Consider the following 18,708-nt stretch of genomic DNA (forward strand, 5'->3'; position numbering starts at 1 on the left):
TACGGTCGCCCGGAGCCCCAGGACACATTGCCTGCGAGCTGCTGCTTAAGGGGATTTTGGCGTTAAAGGCGGCCGGGCGACGCTGATTTGCGAGTAAGCCCCCGATTGTAGCTCGGACTGGGTGTGCTACTTGGCCTGCAGGGCCGCTCCGCTGGCATGCAGGCAAATTGCGGCGGCGGCGGCCACGTTCAGCGACTCCTCGCCGCCGGGCTGGGCAATGCGGATGTGGTGGGTGGCCCGGGCCTCCAGCGCGGCCGACACGCCCTGCCCTTCGTGCCCCATGAGCCAGGCGCAGGGGTGCGGCAAGTCGGCCTTGTGCAGCCACTCGCCGCGGTGCGAGCTGGTGGCCATGAGCGGCACCGTCAAGGCGTCCAGCGCCTCGGCTTCCACGCCTTCGATCAGCCGCAGACCGAAATGGGCGCCCATGCCGGCCCGCAGCACCTTCGGCGCCCACAGCGCGGCCGTGCCCTTGAGCGCGATCACCTGGGTAAACCCGAATGCCGCGGCGCTGCGCAGGATGGAACCGGCATTGCCGGCATCCTGCAGGCGGTCCAGCACTACGCTGGGCGCGTCGGGCAGCAGTTCGGGACGGGCCGGCAGGTCGAGCACGAAGCCCATGGGCGCCGGCGACTCCAGGCCGCTGACGCCGCGCAGAAGATCGTCGCTGACGACGGCTGTCCTGGCCGCGCCGCTGGCCCATTCGGCCGGCGCCTGCGGCCAGAAGGATTCGGAAAACACCGCAATCGCCGGCTTGACGCCGCGCGCCAGCGCAGCCCGGCACAAATGGTCGCCCTCGAGCCAGATGCGGCCCAGCTTGCGGTAGGCGCCCGGGTCCTGCGCGAGCTTGCGCAAATCCTTGAGCAATGGGTTGTCGCGCGAGCTGATGTGGCTGGCGCCGGTGTCGGAGGTCATTCGGGGTTCAGGGGGCGGCGTGCAGATCGAGGCGCACGGACTCGGTCACGCCGATGACCATTGCCGGCGGCACGGATTCCGCCTCGACGCTCCCGGCAGCCGTGCGGGCCAGAGCCGCCGCCACCGGGCTGAAAGACCTGCGATGGTGCACGCAGGCTCCGTGGCGCTTCAGCGCCTCCAGATGCTCGGGCGTGCCGTAGCCCTTGTGGCCGGCAAAGCCGTAATGGGGAAATTCGGTGTGCAGCTGCTCGCACAGGCGGTCACGGTGCACCTTCGCCAGGATCGACGCCGCCGAGATCGCCTTGACCCGGGCATCGCCCTTGACGATGGCTTCGGCCAGCACATCGAGCGTCGGCAGGCGGTTACCGTCGACCAGCACCTTCACCGGCTTCAGCCGCAGGCCTTCGACGGCGCGCCGCATTGCGAGCATGGTGGCCTGCAGGATGTTGTGGGTGTCGATTTCCTCGACCGTGGCCTGCGCGATCGAGCAGCACAGCGCCTTGGCCAGGATCTGGTCGTGCAGGCGTTCGCGCTGCAGTGCAGTGAGCGTCTTGGAGTCGGCGAGCCCGCGGATCGGCCGCAGGTCGTCGAGGATCACGGCCGCCGCCACCACGGGCCCGGCCAGGGGGCCGCGCCCCGCCTCGTCGACGCCCGCCATCAGGCCCGGTGCGTCCCACACCAGCGGGGCTTGCTCAGCCTTCAAGAACTTTCTGGATCGCATCGGCGCAAAGTGTCGGCGTATCGCGCTGCAATTGCACATGCAGCTCTGAAAATCTTTGTTGCAGCGACCGGGTCTTCTCCGGGGCGTCGAGCCAGGCCAGCGTGGCCTTGGCGAGCGCCTCCGGCGTGGCGGCTTCCTGCAGCAGTTCGGGCACCACGAAGTCGCGGCACAGGATGTTGGGCAGGCCGACCCAGGGCTGCAACTGCTTGCGCTGCATGAGGCGCCAGGAGAGCGCATTCATGTTGTAGGCAATGACCATCGGCCGCTTGAACAGCGCCGCTTCGAGCGTGGCAGTGCCGCTGGCGATCAGCGTGGCGTCGCAGGCGGCGAGTGCGGCATGCGACTGGCCGTCGAGCAGTTTCACGCGGCCGGTCATGCCGCTGGCCTGCAGCAGCGCCTCGACTTCCGCGCGCAAGCTCGGAATGATGGGCGCCACGAACTGGACTTCCGGCCGCTCCTTCTGCATCAGCGCCGCGGCCGCGAAGAACCGGGCCGCCAGGTAGCGCACTTCCGAACGGCGGCTGCCGGGCAACAAGGCCACGACCTGGGCGTCGGGCGCAAAGCCCATGGCGGCACGTGCGCCGGCGCGGTCGGGCGTCATCGGGATCACGTTGGCCAGCGGGTGGCCGACGTAGCTGCCTGCAACACCATGCTCCGCCAGCAACGCGGGCTCGAAGGGGAAGATGCACAGCACATGGTCGGCCGCGGCCCGGACCTTCTCGATGCGCTCAGGCCGCCAGGCCCAGATCGACGGGCAGATGAAATGCACCGTCTTCATGCCGCGGCTGCGCAGGCCTGCTTCGAGGTCGAGATTGAAATCGGGGGCGTCGACGCCGATGAACAATTCGGCCCATTCGCGCAACAGGCGGGCCTTGAGCTGGCGGCGGATGCCGGCGATCTCGGCATAGTGCCGCAGCACTTCGACATAGCCGCGCACCGCGAGCTTTTCCTGCGGCCACCAGCTCTGGAAGCCATGGGCCAGCATGCGGGGACCGCCGATGCCTACCGTCTGCAGGTCCGGCCAGCGGGCCTGCAGCCCGTCGAGCAACAGCCCCGCGAGCAAGTCGCCGGAAGCTTCGCCAGCGACCAGCGCAAAGCGTCGCTGTGCGTCCTTCTGCATCGCGGTCACGTCAGCGAGCGATGCCGCGCGTCGAGTTGGCGAGGAAGGATTCCATCAGCGCGACGTCGCCGGCGGCTTCGGGCATTTCAGCCGCGAGCGCGGCAATGGCCGTGCGCGCCTCCTCGAGCGTCTTGCCCTGGCGGTACAGCAGCCGGTGCATCTGCTTCACCGCAGCGAGCCGCTGCGCGGAGAAGTCGCGCCGGCGCAAGCCGACGATGTTGAAGCCGCGCACAGCCAGCGGATTGCCGTCGACCAGCATGAATGGAGGTACGTCTTGGGTGACAGCGCTGGCAAAGCCGAGCATGGCGTGGGCACCGATCGAAACGAACTGGTGGATGCCCGTAAGCCCGCCGACCGTGACCCAGTCGGCCAGGTGCACATGTCCCGCCAGCGTGGTGTTGTTGGACAGCGTGGTGTGGTTATCTACGCGGCAGTCGTGTGCGATGTGCGTGTACGCCATGATCCAGTTGTCGCTGCCCACGCGCGTCACGCCGCCGGCCCCCGGCACGCCGAGGTTGAACGTGCAGAACTCGCGGATGACGTTTCGGTCGCCGATGACGAGCTCGGTCGGCTCGCCGGCGTATTTCTTGTCCTGCGGCACGGCGCCGAGGGACGAGAACTGGAAGATCCTGTTGTCGCGACCGATGGTGGTGTGCCCTTCGATCACGCAGTGCGCGCCGACGGTGGTGCCCGCGGCGATCCGCACATGCGGGCCGATCACGGTATAGGGGCCGACCGACACCGAGGCGTCGAGTTCTGCCTGGGGGTCGACGAGTGCTGTCGAATGAACCTGGGTCATGCCTTGTGAAATGGCTGGCTGCGACCGGATCAGCTGATCTGGCGCATCGCGCACATCAGCGTGGCCTCGCAGGCAAGTTCGCTGCCCACCAGGGCGCGCCCCTTGAACTTCGAGATGCCGGCCTTCATGCGTTCGATCTCGACTTCGAGCGTGAGTTGGTCGCCGGGTTCCACGGGGCGCTTGAAGCGCGCGCCGTCGATGGCGGCGAAGTAATAGACCGTGTTGTCGTCCGGCACGATATCGAGCGAATGGAACGACAGCAGCGCCGCGGCCTGGGCCATGGCTTCGAGCATCAGCACGCCCGGCATCACCGGGCGGTGCGGAAAGTGGCCATTGAAGAACGGCTCGTTCATCGTCACGTTCTTGAGCGCCGTGATGCGCTTGCCCTTTTCCATGTCCAGCACGCGGTCCACCAGCAGGAACGGGTAGCGGTGGGGCAGCAGCTTGAGGATTTGATGGATATCGAGCGTCGTCGTCATGATTTTCTGTTCCTGCATCGTCGTCATTTTTTCGAGGGAGCCTTCTCCAGCGCCTTCAGTCGTTCGCGCAGGGTATGCAACTGCTTGAGCGTTGCCGCATTCTTTTCCCAGCTCGCATTGTCATCGATGGGAAACATGCCGGTGTATTGGCCGGCCTTGTGGATCGAACGGGTAACAATGGTTGCGGCGGACACGTGGACACCGTCCGCCACCGTCAGGTGGCCCAGCACGATGGCGCCGCCGCCGAAAGTGCAGTTGGCGCCGATGGTCGCGCTGCCGGCCACGCCGACGCAGCCCGCCATTGCGGTGTTCTTGCCGACGCGCACGTTGTGGCCGATCTGGATCAGGTTGTCGAGCTTGACGCCGTCTTCGATCACCGTGTCGTCGAGCGCGCCGCGGTCGATGCAGGTGTTGGCGCCGATCTCGACGTCGTTACCGATGCGAACCGCGCCCAGCTGCTCGATCTTGACCCACTGTCCTTGGTGCAGCGCAAGGCCGAAGCCGTCGGCGCCGATGACCACGCCGGGGTGCAGCAGGCAGCGTTCGCCGATCGAGCAATCTTCGCTGACCGTCACGCGCGACTTCAGCACAGTGCCCGCACCGATGCGCGCGCCCCGCTCCACCACGCACAGCGCGCCGATGCGTGCCGTGGCATCGACATGCGCCTCGGCGTGGATCACCGCGCTGGGATGGATGCGGTCGGCCTCCGGACGTGCATGGCGCGCCTTCCAGAGCTGCGTCAGGCGCGCGAAGTAGAAATACGGATCAGGCGTGACGATGAAAGCGCCCCGCGCGGCGGCCGCCTCGCGCATGGCGGGCGACACGATCACGCAGGCAGCTTTCGACGCCGCCAGTTCCTGCCGGTATTTGGGATGGCTCAGGAAGCTGAGCGCATCAGGCTGTGCATTCTGGAGCGGCGCCAGCCGCTCGATGGACAGCGTCGCATCGCCATGAAGCTCGCCCCCAAGGGCGTCAACGATGGCTCCGAGCTGCAGTGACACGCCGGTTCGCGGCGTTACTTGCCGGCCGCGGGCGTAGAAGAGCCGACCGACGCGTTCAGCGCCTTGATCACCTTGTCGGTGATGTCGTGCTTCGGGTTGATGTAGATCGCTTCCTGCAGGATGGCGTCGTACTTCTCAGCCTCGGCCACCTGTTTCACGACGCGGTTGGCGCGTTCGTAGACCTGCTGGAGCTCTTCGTTCTTGCGCGCGTTCAGGTCTTCCTGGAACTCGCGGCGCTTGCGCTGGAAGTCACGATCCTGGTCGACCAGCGAACGCTGGCGCGAAACACGCTGGGATTCGGACAGCGTGGGCGCCTCGCGCTCGAACTTCTCGGATGCTGCCTTCAGTGCCTCGCCTTGCGCGGTCAGGTCTTTCTCGCGCTTGAGAAACTCCGCCTCGAGCTTGGCCTGGGCAGCCTTGGCGGGCTGGGCTTCGCGCAGCACGCGGTCCGGATTCACGAAACCGATGCGAAAGGTTTCCTGTGCTTGCGCCTGGGCAGGCGCAGCAGCGAACACGAGAGCGGGAATCAACAACGCGCCAGCCGCGGCGCGAATCAAATGCTTCATTTAGAAAGACGTTCCGATCTGGAATTGGAGGCGCTGGATTCTATCCTTCGGGATAGTGACGAGGCCGGTGCTCGGATCCGTGACTTCCTTCTGGGACTTGATGGGGAAGGCATAAGCCAGGCGCAGCGGGCCCAGCGGCGAGATCCAGCTGACGCCGAGACCGACCGAGGCACGCAGTTTCTTCTGGGCGCTCCACTGCGCGTCCGTCAGGCCGGGCGCACGGGAGCCGAACACGTTGCCGATGTCGAAGAAGCTGTACAGGCGCAGCGTACGGTCGTTGCCGGCACCCGGGAAAGGCGTGCTCAGCTCGGCGTTGAAGATGGCCTTCTTGGTACCGCCCAGCGCGGCGCCATCGGTCTGGCCGAAGAGCGGCACGTCGCGCGGACCCAGCGAGTTCTGCTCGAAGCCGCGAATCGATCCGAGACCACCGGCATAGAAGTTCTTGAAGATCGGGTAGGTATTGCCGCCAAGCGCCTTGGCATAGCCGACCTCACCGTTGACCGAGAAGGTGTACTGCTTGTTGATCGCGAAGAACTGCTGGTACTGGTAGTTCGTCTTGATGTACTTCATGTCGCCGCCCACGCCCAATTCGAGGTTGGCGCGTTGCATACGGCCCGTGGTCGGGGTCAGCGCGCTGTCGCGGCTGTCGCGGCCCCAGCCGACGGTCAGAGGAACACCCCAGACGCTCTTCTGGTCGCAGCCGAGCACGAAGAATCCGGTCGAATCCTTCTTGCACTGGAAGTAGGAGAGATAGGAATTCGGCGTGTACAGGCCCGCGAAGATCGACGACCGGTTCGGATCGAACGCGTAACGCTCCAGGCCGATGCCGAAGAACACCGTGTCGATCTCGCTGAACGGCACGCCAAAGCGGATCGAGGCGCCCTGGTTGACGAGTTTGTAGTCGCCGTCTTCCGACGTCGAGTAGGGCCGCGTCGTGGTGTGGTAGACGCTGATCGTGCGCGAAATGCCGTCCTTGGTGAAGTAAGGATCGGTCGTGGTCAGCGACAGCGTACGGTTGTACTTGCTGGTGTTGACCTGCACGCCCAGGAAATTACCGGAGCCGAATACGTTTTCCTGCGAAATGCCGAAGGTCAGCGCGACCTTGTCGGAGCTCGAATAGCCGGCGCCCAGCTGCAAGCTGCCGGTGGGCTTTTCGGCCACGTTGACCGTCAGGTCCACCTGGTCGGGCGAACCCGGCACTTCCTGCGTTTCGACGTTCACTTCGGTGAAGAAACCGAGGCGGTCGACACGGTCGCGCGACAGCTTGATCTTGTCGCCGTCGTACCACGAGGCTTCGTATTGGCGGAACTCGCGGCGAATCACTTCGTCGCGGGTCTTGTTGTTGCCGCCGACCATCACGCGGCGCACGTACACGCGGCGCGAAGGCTCTGCCTGCAGCGTCAGCGTGACGCGGTTGTTGACCCGGTCGATGTCGGGACGCGCCTGCACACGGGCGAACGCGTAACCGAAGGTGCCGAAATAGTCGTTGAAGGCCTTGGTGGTCTCCGTGACCTGCTCGCCGTTGTAGGGCTCGCCCGGCTTGATGGTGATGAGCGACTTGAACTCGTCATCGCGGCCGAGGTAGTTCCCGTCGAGCTTGACGCCTGCCACCACGAACTTCTCGCCTTCGGTGATGTTCACCGTCACCGTCAGGTCCTTGCGGTCCGGCGAGATGGCGACCTGCGTCGAGTCGATGCGGAACTCGAGGTAGCCGCGCGTGATGTAGTACGAGCGCAGCGTCTCGAGGTCGGCATTGAGCTTGGCGCGCGAGTATTGGTTCGACTTCGTGTACCAGCTCATGAAGCCACCGCTGTCCTGGTCGAACAGACTGAGCAGCGTCGATTCGCTGAAGGCCTTGTTACCCACCACGTGAACTTCGCGAATGCGGGCCGACTCGCCTTCGGTGACGGTGAAGGTCAGGTTGACGCGGTTGCGCTCGATGGGGGTGACGGTGGTCACGACCTGCGCGTTGTACAGGCTGCGGCTCACGTACTGGCGCTTGAGCTCCTGCTCGGCGCGATCGGTCAGTGCCTTGTCGTACGGACGGCCATCGGTCAGGCCGACCTCGCGCAGCGCCTTCGTCAGCGCGGCCTTGTCGAATTCCTTGGTGCCGACGAAGTCGACGTCCGCGATGGTGGGACGCTCTTCCACGATCACCACCAGCACATTGCCGTTCACATCGATGCGCACATCCTTGAACAACCCCAATTCGAACAGCGCGCGGATCGCGGCGGAACCGCGCTCGTCGCTGTAGGTATCGCCCACGCGCAGGGGCAGCGACGCGAAGATCGTGCCGGCTTCGACGCGTTGCAAGCCTTCGACGCGAATGTCACGCACCGTGAAAGGCTCGACGGCCCAGGCGGCCGTGGCGGCGAGCGCACTGGCAACCACCGCGACAACGCTACGCAGGCGAAAGCGACTGAAGTTTTTGTTCATCTGTGAATTGAGCCGGCACGGAAAGGGCCGGCAGAAAGTTAACCAAAGAGCCGCGTGACGTCGTTGAAGAGTGCGACCGACATCATGACCAGCAACAGGGCAACCCCGCCCCGCTGCAGCCGTTCCATCCAGGCGTCAGAGACGCTTTTCCCGGTCAGGCCCTCCCAAAGATAATACATCAGGTGCCCCCCATCGAGGACCGGCAGCGGCATGAGATTGAGCACGCCAAGGCTCACGCTGATGAGCGCAAGGAAGACAAGATACTGCGTCAGGCCGAGGCTGGCGGACTTGCCGGCATAGTCGGCAATGGTGAGCGGACCGCTCAAATTCTTAAGGGAGGCTTCACCAATGACCATCTTGGCCATCATTCGCACGGTCAGCGCCGACACCTCCCAGGTGCGCACCACGCCACGCCAGACGCCGTCGACCGGCCCTTGGCGCACCGTCACCATCTCCGGGGGGGCGCCCACGTAGGCGCCGATTCGGCCGACCTTGGCGGCGCCCTCTTCCCGCACCTCGGGCTTGACGTCGATCGTGAGCGACTGCCCGCCGCGCTCGATCTTCCAGGCCTGGGTACGCGGCTGGCCGCCATCGACCGAGGCGCGGATCACTTCACGCAGCTGCTGTCCATCGACGATGGCCGTGTCGCCGATGGCGCGCACAACGTCGCCGTTGCGCAGGCCTGCCCGCTCCGCGGCGCTGCCGGCCATGACTTCGCCGATTTCCGGCTTCGTCAGGGGAGCGAGCACGCCGATCTTGCGGAACATCTGTGGATCGGCATCCCGACTCTCGAGGCTGCTCAGGGGAAGCACCAGCGTGCGCGCGGGCCGGCCGCCCTCGCCCGCCACTTCGAGCGTCAGGTCATGGCCGTCGAGCGCGCCGCGCGTCATGCGCCAGCGCAAGTCCTCGAAGGACTGAACCGGCGACAGATCGCCATCGAAGCCCGCCCGGGTGATGTATTCGCCGCCATGCAGGCCCGCGGCCTCGGCCATCGAGGCCGCCACCGGGCGGCCCAGCTTGGCGACAGGTTCCTGCACGCCGATCCAGTTGACCGCCGTGTAGAGCACCACGGCCAGCAGCAGGTTGGCGACGGGACCCGCGGCGACGATGGCCGCCCGCGAGCGCAGCGGCTGGGTATTGAAGGCGCGATGGCGCTCTTCAGGGGCAACCGGGCCTTCGCGCTCGTCGAGCATCTTGACGTAGCCGCCCAGCGGGAATGCGCCGATGACGAACTCGGTCGATTGCCCCGGATGCTGCCGCTTGGGCTGCCAGCGGAACAGCGACTTGCCGAACCCGACCGAAAAACGCTCCACCTTGACGCCACAGGCCACAGCGACACGGTAGTGGCCGTATTCGTGTACCGCGATCAAGACACCGAGCGCGACCACAAAGGCTATGACAGTAAGCATCCGGGTCCTCTGAGCTGTAAGGGTGGATCGTCGTCAGGCTGCGAAACGCAGCGCCGCGGCATTGGCCGCCGCACGGGCGCTGGCATCGATTGCCAGCAGGTCGGCCAGCGATGCCGGCTTGGAGGGGGCGACCGTCTCCAAAGTTTCCATGTTGACCGCATGAATGCGGTCGAAACGAAGCCGCCGGTTCAGGAATGCTTCAACCGCGACCTCGTTGGCGGCATTGAGCACGGCCGTCGTACCCGGCGCCGCGCGCAATGCGTGCCATGCCAGGCCCAGCCCCGGAAAGAGCGCCGCATCGGGCGCGGTGAAGGTCAGCGAAGCCATCTGGCGGAAATCGAGCCGAGCCGCGCCGCTTTCGATGCGCTCGGGCCAGGCCAGGCCGACCGCGATCGGCACCCGCATGTCGGGCGTGCCGAGCTGGGCGATGACCGATGAGTCGGTGAACTGCACCATCGAATGCACCACGCTCTGCGGATGAATGACGACCTCGATCTGCTCGGGCGACACGCCGAACAGGTGGCGTGCCTCGATCACTTCGAGCGCCTTGTTCATCATCGTGGCCGAGTCGACCGAGATCTTCCGCCCCATTACCCAGTTCGGATGGGCGCAAGCCTGTTCGGGCGTCACTGCGCCCAGTGTCTCTGGCGCGCGTGTGCGGAATGGGCCGCCCGAGGCGGTCAGGATGATCTTGTCGATGCGACGCGACCAGGTTGTCGGATCTTCGGGCAGCGACTGGAAGATGGCGGAATGCTCGCTGTCGATCGGCAGCAGCGTGGCCCCTCCGTCGCGCACCGTACGCATGAACAGTTCGCCCCCGACGACCAACGCCTCCTTGTTGGCCAGCAACAGGCGCTTGCCGACACGCGCGGCGGCCAGGCAGGGCCCGAGGCCCGCTGCGCCGACGATGGCGGCCATGACGGCGTCGACATCTTCGTGCGCCGCTATCTTTTCAAGAGCATCACTGTCAGCCAGGACAACGGTTTTCAGGTTGTTCTGCTTGATCTTTTCAGCCAGCAGTGCCGCATGCGGCGCGCTGGCCATGACGGCGAAACGCGGCAGGAACCGCGCGCATTGCGCCAGCAGTTCGTCTACCTTGGTGGCGGCGGACAGCGCAAACACCTCGAAACGCTCGGGATGACGCGCAATGACGTCGAGCGTGCTGACGCCGACCGAACCGGTCGAACCGAGCACAGTGACGCGTTGTTTGGGAGTGTTCACAGGAAAGCCAGCATCATGGCAATGGGAAGCGCCGGCAAGAGGGCATCCACGCGGTCGAGTACGCCGCCGTGGCCGGGCAGCAGCTTGCTGCTGTCCTTGGCGCCGGCGCTTCGCTTGATAAGTGATTCGACGAGGTCGCCCACGACGCTCATCGCCGCAAGAAACAGCGCACCGAGCAGCAGGAGCCACCAGCCGCGCTCGTTGAGCCGTGTGTAGAGACTGGCGACGGTCGCGCCCGTCGCCTTGTCGGCCCAGACCCAGGCAAAAGCCAGCACCACCACGCCGATCATGCCGCCCCAGACACCTTCCCAGCTCTTGCCAGGACTGATCGCGGGAGCGAGCTTGTTGCGGGTGAACTTGAGGCCGAAGGCCCGGCCGGCGAAATAGGCGAACACGTCGGCGACCCACACCAGCACCAGGATGGACAGCAGGAAGTTGATGCCGACCATGCGCGCCTGCACCGCCGCAAGCCATGCAACCCAGAGCGCCAACAGGCCACCGACCAGCCGCAGCCCGCGCGGAATCCGCGGCCAGCCCGGCACCGCCACGCGGAGCAGCAGCGCGCCACCCAGCACCCAGGCGGCGCCGGCCAGGGTCCACATCAGCACCAGCGACTGCTCGAGCAGGCCCAGCCACCACGACAGCGCGCAAAGCACCACCGTCTCGATGCCCAGGAACACCGACAGCCGCTGGCCATAGCCGTTCAGGCGCCCCCACTCCCAGGCAGCGGCACCGATCAGCACCAGCATCACGCAGGCAAAGGGAATGTAGTTTCGGTAGAACAGCGCCGGCAGCAGGATCGCGAGCAGCACGATCGCCGTGAGGATGCGTTGTTTGAGCATGCGAGAGGTTGTCTGGCTGTCAGGCCGTCTGGCTTTGGGGAGCCGAGACCTGTGCCGAGGTTTGGCCGAAGCGACGCTCGCGGCTTTGGAACGCGGCGATGGCCTCGTCCAGCGCAGCCTCGTCGAATTCCGGCCACAGCTTGTCGCTGAAGAAAAGCTCGGCGTAGGCACTCTGCCAGAGCAGGAAATTGGACAACCGCTGCTCGCCGCCCGTGCGGATGAACAGGTCGGGATCGGTCACATGGGCAAGGGCCATCGCCCTGTCGAGGCTTGCCTCGGTGATGGTGTCGCCCCGAGCCGCCAGCTTGGCCGCCGCCTGAGCGATGTCCCACCGGCCGCCGTAGTTGAAGCAGACGTTGAGCACCATGCGCTCGTTGTGCGCGGTGGCAGCCTCGGCGTCGACCAAGCCTTTCACCATCTTCGGCGACAGCCCGCCGCGCTCGCCGACGAAGTGCAGCCGCACGCCGTCGCTGCTGAGCCGGGGCACTTCGCGAGCGAGCGCACCGACCATCAGCTCCATCAGTCCGGAAACCTCCTCGACGGGCCGGTTCCAGTTCTCGGAAGAAAACGCGAACACCGTGAGCACGCCCACGCCGCGGTCGGCGCAGGCCTTGACGCAGCGGCGCAGCGATTCGACGCCCTGCTTGTGCCCCGCAACGCGAGGCAGGAAGCGCCGCGTCGCCCAACGGCCGTTGCCGTCCATGACGATGGCAACGTGATGCGGGGTGCGCGGCGTTGACGAGGCCATGACAGGCCTCAAACGGCCATGATCTCCGCTTCCTTGGCCGCGACCAGGCGGTCGATTTCCGCGATGTGGCGGTCGGTGACCTTCTGGATCTCGGCTTCGGCACGCTTCTGGTCGTCTTCCGATGCCAGCTTGTCCTTGACCAGCTTCTTGACCGATTCGTTGGCGTCGCGGCGCAGGTTGCGCGTGGCGATCTTTGCGCTTTCGCCTTCGTTGCGGACCAGCTTGGTCATTTCCTTGCGGCGCTCTTCGCTCATTGCGGGCAGCGGCACGCGTATCAGGTCACCCATCGAGGCGGGGTTCAGGCCCAGGTCGCTTTCGCGGATGGCCTTCTCGATCTTGGCGCCCATGCCCTTTTCCCAGGGCTGGACGCTGATGGTGCGCGAGTCGAGCACCGACACGTTGGCCACCTGGCTCAGCGGCACCTGGGAGCCGTAGTACTCGACGTGGATCGAGTCGAGCAGTGCCGAATTTGCGCGCCCCGTACGGATCTTGGTCAGGTTGTTCTGGAATGCGGCGAGCGACTGATTCATCTTCGCATCGGTCGCATTGCGGATATCTGCAATGGTCATCTCAAATACTCCTAGGCATGCACCAGCGTGCCCTCGTCCTCGCCCATGACGACGCGCTTGAGCGCGCCGTTCTTGAAGATCGAGAACACCTTGATCGGCAGCTTCTGGTCGCGGCACAGCGCAAAGGCCGTGGCGTCCATGATGCCGAGATTTTGCGCGATCGCCTCGTCGAAAGTCAGCGTGGCGTAGCGCGTTGCATTGGGGTTGGTCTTTGGGTCGGCGGTGTACACGCCATCGACCTTGGTCGCCTTGAGCACCAGCTCGGCGCCGATTTCGGCACCGCGCAGCGCGGCGGCCGTGTCGGTGGTGAAGAACGGGTTGCCCGTACCGGCGGCGAACACCACGACCTTGCCCTCTTCGAGGTACTGCAGGGCCTTGGGGCGCACATAGGGCTCGACCACCTGCTCGATGGCAATGGCAGACATCACCCGGGCCACCAGATTCTGCTTGTTCATGGTGTCGGCCAGTGCCAGCGCGTTCATCACGGTGGCCAGCATGCCCATGTAGTCGGCAGTGGCGCGGTCCATGCCGACGGAGCCTCCCGCAACGCCGCGGAAGATGTTGCCGCCGCCGATGACCACGGCCACTTCGACACCCATGTTCACCACTTCGGCGATTTCCTCCACCATGCGGACGATGGTGGCGCGGTTGATGCCGAAAGCGTCGTCGCCCATCAACGCCTCTCCCGACAGCTTCAACAAGATTCGCTTGTGGGCTGGGCGGGCATCAGACATGGGCAATTTCCTTGAGTTGGCGGGGGCGAGTGTAAAACGTAGCGGTGAAAAAGCGGCGGCACGCGTTCGCGCACCGCCGCTTGTGTGGCGGCTGGATCAGGCAGCAGCCTTGGCAGCAGCAACTTGCGCAGCCACTTCGGCGGCGAAGTCGTCGACCTTCTTCTCGATACCTTCGCCGACCACGTACAGGGTGAAGCCCTTGATCGTGGTGTTGGCGGCCTTGAGCATCTGCTCTACGGTCTGCTTGTCGTTCTTGACGAACGGCTGGTTGTGTAGCGAGACTTCCTTCAGGAACTTCTGCACGCCGCCTTCGATGCGCTTGGCAACGATGTCGTCCGGCTGCGGCTTCTTGCCTTCGGCTTCTGCCGTCTTGCGGTCTTCGTCGGCCTTGCCCTTGGCAACTGCACGTTCCTTTTCGATCAGGTCGGCAGGCACATCGGAAGCCTGGATGGCGACCGGCTTCATGGCGGCGATGTGCATCGCGACGTCCTTGGCAGACGTGTCGTCGCCTTCGAACTCGACCATCACGCCGATGCGCGTGCCGTGCAGGTACGAAGCCAGCTTGCCGTTGCCCGTGAAGTGCTTGAAGCGGCGGAAGCTCATGTTCTCGCCGATCTTGCCGATCAGGCCCTTGCGCACGTCTTCGAGCGTGGGACCGAAACCGTCCTGCTCATAGGCCAGCGCGCCCAGGGCGGCGATGTCTGCGGGGTTGTTCTTGGCGACCAGCATCGCGGCAGCGTTGGCCATGGCCAGGAAACTGTCGTTCTTGGTGACGAAGTCGGTTTCGCAGTTGATTTCGATCATGCCGCCGGCAGCGCCGTCGACGAAAGCCGTGACCACACCTTCGGCGGTGATGCGACCCGACGCCTTGCCGGCCTTGTTGCCGAGCTTGATGCGCAGCAGCTCTTCGGCCTTTTCCATGTTGCCGTCAGCCTCCGTCAGGGCCTTCTTGCATTCCATCATGGGCGCGTCGGTCTTCGCGCGCAGTTCGCCGACCATGCTTGCGGTGATTGCAGCCATTTGTGTATCTCCGTAAATCCAAAAATCAGGTTAAAAAAAAGGGGCACCAAAGCCCCTTCTTCAGGCTCGCGAACGCGCCGATCAGGCCGAAGCGCCTTCTTCGACTTCGACGAATTCGTCGCTGCCGCCTTCGGCAATGGCCTTGACCACGTCACCGGTGGCGCTGTTGCGGCCTTCGATGATGGCGTCGGCGATGCCGCGTGCGTACAGCGTGACGGCCTTCGACGAGTCGTCGTTGCCGGGGATCACGTAGTCGATGCCTTCGGGCGAGTGGTTGGAGTCGACCACACCGATCAGCGGAATGCCGAGCTTCTTGGCTTCAGCCACGGCGATCTTGTGGAAGCCCACGTCGATCACGAAGATGGCATCGGGCAGAGCGGTCATGTCCTGGATGCCGCCGATGTCCTTTTCGAGCTTCTCGATTTCGCGCGAGAAGGTCAGTTGCTCCTTCTTGCTCAGCGAGTCGAGGCCGGCTTCCTGCTGGGCCTTCATGTCCTTCAGACGCTTGATCGAGGTCTTGACGGTCTTGAAGTTTGTCAGCATGCCGCCGAGCCAGCGGGTGTCGACGAAGGGCACGCCGGCGCGGCGGGCTTCGGCAGCCACGATTTCACGGGCCTGGCGCTTCGTGCCGACCATCAGGATCGTGCCGCGGTTGGCCGTGAGTTGCTTGGCGTACTTCATCGCGTCCTGGAACATCGGGAGCGACTTTTCCAGGTTGATGATGTGAATCTTGTTGCGGTGACCGAAGATGAACGGAGCCATCTTGGGGTTCCAGAAGCGGGTTTGGTGACCGAAGTGGACACCGGCTTCCAGCATTTCGCGCATGGTGGTAGACATTGAAATTACTCCAAAGGTTGGGTCTAAAATCCAGCCCGTTTTGTGCTCTCTTGGATGAGTCACAACACCTTGATTGGGCCGGTTTGCGGATGTGTCTGGCTGGATGCAACGGGAGCCGTCGCTCGACCAGCGAAACCCAAAGAGTATAGCACGGCCACTCTGCCCTCTTCCTGAACCCGAGCCGTCCTCGCGGCACTGCAGCCCCACACATGAACGACCTCCACGCCACCCGTCTCTCCCTCCTGGCAGGTGGCTCCGATGTACGCACCGAATTGGAGCGCGCCATCGACGTTTCGCAGTCGGCAGCCTGCGCCCACGTCTTCACCCGAACGATGTTCGACGAGGCCCGCCAGACCGTTGCCGGCACCGACACCGAAAGCCGGCTTGCCGGGCTGGCCTTCACCAGCAAGGACCTGTTCGATGTCGCGGGCCAGCCGACGCCCGCCGGCTCCGTGGTGCTGTCGCATGCACCAGCCGCCAGTACCGACGCCCTCGCCGTGGCGCGGCTGCGCGCTGCGGGCGGCGTACTGACCGGGCGCACCAACATGACGGAGTTCGCCTTCTCCGGCGTCGGCGTCAACCCGCACCACGGCACGCCCGCCAACGTGAGCGACACCGCCACGCCCCGCATTCCGGGCGGCTCTTCGTCAGGCGCCGCAGTCTCGGTGGCCAGCGGCGCCGCTTTCATCGGCCTGGGCTCCGACACTGGCGGCTCGATCCGCATTCCGGCGGCGCTGAACGGCATCGTCGGGTTCAAGAACACCGCCCGCCTGACACCCGCCGACGGCGCGCTGCCGCTTTCGACCACGCTCGACACCGTCTGCGCCATGACGCGATCGGTGCGCGACGCCATCACCGTGCACGAAATTCTTGCCGCGCGGCGCGTCACGGCAGGCAATGCGCCCCTGGCCGCCTACCGGATCGCCGTGGTGAAGAACGTGTTCTTCGACGACATCGACCCCACCGTCGCCACCGCCTTCCAGCGTTCGTTGAAGCGGCTGCGCGCCGCCGGCGCCCGCATCGAAGAGATCGCGCTCCCCGAGTTGGCCGAGCTGGCAACCATCAACGCTACCGGCGGCTTCTCGGCGGCCGAGTCCCACGCCTGGCACCGGCTGCTGCTGGAACGCAGCAGCGCCGGCTACGACCCGCGCGTGGCCCAGCGCATCCTGCGCGGTGCCGGCATGAAGGCGCATGAATACATCGACCTGATCCATGCCCGCCGCGACTGGATCGCCCGCGTCGAAGCCGCGCTGGCGCCTTTCGACGCCGTGCTGTCGCCTACGGTGCCGATCACCGCGCCCGCCATTGCCAGCGTGGCGCCGGGTGCCGAGCGCGACGACGAGTTCTTCCGCATCAACGGACTGCTGCTGCGCAACCCGTCGATCGTCAACATGCTCGACGGCTGCGCCATCTCGCTGCCCTGCCACGTCCCCGGCGAACTGCCGGTCGGCCTCATGCTGTGGCATGCCGCGCTGCACGACGACGCCGTGCTCGCGTTAGCCCTGCAAACCGAGCGCACGCTACAGAATCAATAGCTGGCTTCGCCCATACTACGGGCGTCCGCCGTCTCTCTTATCTAGAACATTCAATGAAAATCGCGATCGTGGGCGCCGGCATCATCGGCGTCACCACCGCCTGGGAACTGGTTTCCGACGGCCATGAAGTGACCGTGTTCGAGCGCCGGGGCGCCGCCGCCGAAGAAGCCAGCTTCGCCAATGCGGGCGTGGTCGCCCCCGGATACGTCACCCCCTGGGCCGCTCCCGGCATGCGCGGCAAGGTGCTGCGCTCGCTGCTGTCCTCGCATGGCGCCATCAAGCTGCGTTGGCCCCTGAGTTCGCGCGACATCGGCTGGATGTCGCGCTGGCAGAAGGCCTGCAAGCTCGAGACCTACCTTGCCAACCGCGCCCGCATGCAGCGGCTGGCCTTCTACAGCCGCACCCGGCTGCACGAAGTGACCGAGGCGCGCGAGCTGAGCTACGAGCGCAGCGACGGCTACCTCGTGCTGCTGCGCTCCAAGCGCGAGAAAAAGCTGGTCCAGCCCGGGCTCGACGTGCTGCGCGCGGCCGGCAGCGTCTTCAAGGAAGTCGATGCCGACGAGGCCCGCCTGATCGAGCCCGCGCTCAACCCCGAAACCCCGCTGGCGGGCGCCATCCACCTGCCGGAAGACGAAGTGGCCAACTGCCGCCAGTTCGCGCTGCTGCTCAAGTGGGAGGCCGAGGCGCTGGGCGCGCAGTTTCATTTCAACTGCGACATCGCACCGCTGAGCCGCGCCGCGCCCACTTCGCTGTCGCTGGCCAGCGGCTCGGATCCCGTGCGCTACGACGCCATCGTCGTGTGTGCAGGCCTGGCCTCGGCCACGCTGCTGCGCCCGCTGGGCCTGCGCATTCCGATGGCGCCGGTCTACGGTCATTCGGTCAGCGCACCGGTGCGCGAGCCGCTCAATGCCCCGCGCAGCGCGGTGATGGACGAGCGCTACAAGGTCGCCGTCTCCCGCCTCGGCCAGCGCGTGCGCGTGGCCGGCAGCGCCGAGATCGGCGGCTCGCTGGACACGATGAATCCGGCCTCGGTGCAGATGCTCTACAAGGTGCTGCACGACTGGTTCCCGGGGGCGGCAACCCTGCAGTCGGGCGTACAGCAATGGAAAGGCGCACGGCCGATGCTGCCGGACGGCCCGCCGGTGCTGGGCGCCAGCGGCATCCCGGGCGTATGGCTCAACCTCGGCCACGGATCGAGCGGCTGGGCACTGTCGTGCGGCAGCGCCCGCGTGCTGGGCGACCTGATCGCGGGCCAGGACCCGGGGATCGACCTCGAAGGGCTCGGCGTCGAGCGCCTCAGTCTTTAGGATCCCACCGGCGCAGGCGCTCCGGGCTCGCGGGCTGCTCGACGGGAAGCTCGGGCTCCGGCGGCGGCCGCAGGCGCTCCGCGATCCATCCCAGCAAGCCGGGGCCAATCAACGCAAAGAACACCAGGCACATCGCACCGGCACCGAACAGGGCCAAGCGCGCCAGCCCCGAAACGCTTCCAGCCGGCAGATCGAACCAGCGGATCACGCTGATGCCGATGCCGACATTGGCGGCCCAGGCCACATCCCTCAACGGCACCCAGCGCTTCAGTTGGGCCAGCAGGAAGACGCCCCACACGGCACCCAGCAGGGCCAGCACCCATGCCCATCCGGCGATCCAGGCAATGGTCGCGGCCAGGAAAAAGACGAGCCCCGCAACAAGCAGGGCCAGCACCCACGCGACGCTCTTGAAGTTCATCCACCGATGATAGAGAGGCAACGCAGCGGCACAA

The 18,708-nt window shown here is 65.7% G+C and carries 19 protein-coding genes; 2 read left to right on the plus strand and 17 right to left on the minus strand.

Annotated elements, in window-relative coordinates; all coding sequences use genetic code 11:
- Positions 1 to 126: 126 nt before the first annotated feature.
- The 16 genes from ACQY8B_RS12280 to rpsB form a co-directional block, all read right to left on the minus strand.
- A complete protein-coding gene (locus ACQY8B_RS12280) occupies positions 127 to 912 on the minus strand; it encodes a TrmH family RNA methyltransferase (RefSeq protein ID WP_422086956.1) in 786 nt (261 codons plus the stop codon).
- A gap of 7 nt (positions 913 to 919) precedes the next feature.
- Positions 920 to 1,633 (minus strand): ribonuclease HII, encoded by a 714-nt coding sequence (gene rnhB / locus ACQY8B_RS12285; RefSeq protein WP_422086957.1) that lies wholly within the window; start codon positions 1,631 to 1,633, stop codon positions 920 to 922.
- On the minus strand, positions 1,605 to 2,753 hold the full coding sequence (lpxB, locus tag ACQY8B_RS12290) for a lipid-A-disaccharide synthase (RefSeq protein WP_422086958.1): 1,149 nt from the start codon (positions 2,751 to 2,753) through the stop codon (positions 1,605 to 1,607). The genes rnhB and lpxB overlap by 29 nt, the downstream gene beginning before the upstream one ends.
- A gap of 10 nt (positions 2,754 to 2,763) precedes the next feature.
- Entirely contained in the window at positions 2,764 to 3,552 is a 789-nt protein-coding gene (gene lpxA, locus ACQY8B_RS12295) for an acyl-ACP--UDP-N-acetylglucosamine O-acyltransferase (protein ID WP_422086959.1), read from the minus strand.
- Between the two features lie 29 nt (positions 3,553 to 3,581).
- On the minus strand, positions 3,582 to 4,031 hold the full coding sequence (fabZ, locus tag ACQY8B_RS12300) for a 3-hydroxyacyl-ACP dehydratase FabZ (protein WP_013541729.1): 450 nt from the start codon (positions 4,029 to 4,031) through the stop codon (positions 3,582 to 3,584).
- Between the two features lie 23 nt (positions 4,032 to 4,054).
- Positions 4,055 to 5,032: a UDP-3-O-(3-hydroxymyristoyl)glucosamine N-acyltransferase gene (gene lpxD / locus ACQY8B_RS12305; protein ID WP_422086960.1), complete on the minus strand. Its 978-nt coding sequence runs from the start codon at positions 5,030 to 5,032 to the stop codon at positions 4,055 to 4,057.
- Positions 5,033 to 5,046: 14 nt separating this feature from the next.
- Complete coding sequence (locus tag ACQY8B_RS12310; RefSeq protein WP_422086961.1) at positions 5,047 to 5,598, minus strand: OmpH family outer membrane protein; 552 nt, start codon at positions 5,596 to 5,598, stop codon at positions 5,047 to 5,049.
- The gene (gene bamA, locus ACQY8B_RS12315; protein ID WP_422086962.1) at positions 5,599 to 8,034 is read right to left on the minus strand and encodes an outer membrane protein assembly factor BamA; all 2,436 of its coding nucleotides are present in this window, start codon (positions 8,032 to 8,034) and stop codon (positions 5,599 to 5,601) included. It abuts the gene before it with no gap.
- Positions 8,035 to 8,072: 38 nt separating this feature from the next.
- Complete coding sequence (rseP, locus tag ACQY8B_RS12320; RefSeq protein WP_422086963.1) at positions 8,073 to 9,443, minus strand: RIP metalloprotease RseP; 1,371 nt, start codon at positions 9,441 to 9,443, stop codon at positions 8,073 to 8,075.
- 33 nt (positions 9,444 to 9,476) lie between these two features.
- Complete coding sequence (gene ispC / locus ACQY8B_RS12325) at positions 9,477 to 10,664, minus strand: 1-deoxy-D-xylulose-5-phosphate reductoisomerase (RefSeq protein WP_422086964.1); 1,188 nt, start codon at positions 10,662 to 10,664, stop codon at positions 9,477 to 9,479.
- Positions 10,661 to 11,506, minus strand: a complete 846-nt coding sequence (locus tag ACQY8B_RS12330; protein WP_422086965.1) for a phosphatidate cytidylyltransferase — start codon at positions 11,504 to 11,506, stop codon at positions 10,661 to 10,663. The genes ispC and ACQY8B_RS12330 overlap by 4 nt, the downstream gene beginning before the upstream one ends.
- Positions 11,507 to 11,525: 19 nt before the next feature.
- Positions 11,526 to 12,254 (minus strand): polyprenyl diphosphate synthase, encoded by a 729-nt coding sequence (gene uppS / locus ACQY8B_RS12335; protein WP_422086966.1) that lies wholly within the window; start codon positions 12,252 to 12,254, stop codon positions 11,526 to 11,528.
- A gap of 8 nt (positions 12,255 to 12,262) precedes the next feature.
- A complete protein-coding gene (gene frr / locus ACQY8B_RS12340) occupies positions 12,263 to 12,823 on the minus strand; it encodes a ribosome recycling factor (protein WP_081267263.1) in 561 nt (186 codons plus the stop codon).
- A gap of 11 nt (positions 12,824 to 12,834) precedes the next feature.
- Positions 12,835 to 13,557: a UMP kinase gene (gene pyrH, locus ACQY8B_RS12345; protein WP_081267264.1), complete on the minus strand. Its 723-nt coding sequence runs from the start codon at positions 13,555 to 13,557 to the stop codon at positions 12,835 to 12,837.
- A gap of 96 nt (positions 13,558 to 13,653) precedes the next feature.
- Positions 13,654 to 14,577 (minus strand): translation elongation factor Ts, encoded by a 924-nt coding sequence (gene tsf, locus ACQY8B_RS12350; protein ID WP_422086967.1) that lies wholly within the window; start codon positions 14,575 to 14,577, stop codon positions 13,654 to 13,656.
- A gap of 81 nt (positions 14,578 to 14,658) precedes the next feature.
- Positions 14,659 to 15,414, minus strand: coding sequence for a 30S ribosomal protein S2 (rpsB, locus tag ACQY8B_RS12355; protein ID WP_081267266.1), 756 nt, complete (start codon positions 15,412 to 15,414; stop codon positions 14,659 to 14,661).
- A gap of 209 nt (positions 15,415 to 15,623) precedes the next feature.
- Here rpsB and ACQY8B_RS12360 point away from each other — a divergent pair, with 209 nt between their 5' ends.
- Together ACQY8B_RS12360 and ACQY8B_RS12365 are read left to right on the plus strand one after the other, a co-directional pair.
- Positions 15,624 to 16,949, plus strand: a complete 1,326-nt coding sequence (locus tag ACQY8B_RS12360) for an amidase (RefSeq protein WP_422086968.1) — start codon at positions 15,624 to 15,626, stop codon at positions 16,947 to 16,949.
- A gap of 53 nt (positions 16,950 to 17,002) precedes the next feature.
- Positions 17,003 to 18,256, plus strand: coding sequence for a D-amino acid dehydrogenase (locus ACQY8B_RS12365; RefSeq protein WP_422086969.1), 1,254 nt, complete (start codon positions 17,003 to 17,005; stop codon positions 18,254 to 18,256).
- On the opposite strand, the gene ACQY8B_RS12370 is transcribed toward ACQY8B_RS12365, so the two are convergent.
- Positions 18,246 to 18,674: a hypothetical protein gene (locus tag ACQY8B_RS12370; protein ID WP_422086970.1), complete on the minus strand. Its 429-nt coding sequence runs from the start codon at positions 18,672 to 18,674 to the stop codon at positions 18,246 to 18,248. The two genes, ACQY8B_RS12365 and ACQY8B_RS12370, sit on opposite strands and share 11 nt — an antisense overlap.
- Between the last annotated feature and the right edge of the window lie 34 nt (positions 18,675 to 18,708).

This window comes from Variovorax sp. (genome assembly GCF_965279555.1).
Lineage (GTDB): Bacteria > Pseudomonadota > Gammaproteobacteria > Burkholderiales > Burkholderiaceae_C > Variovorax.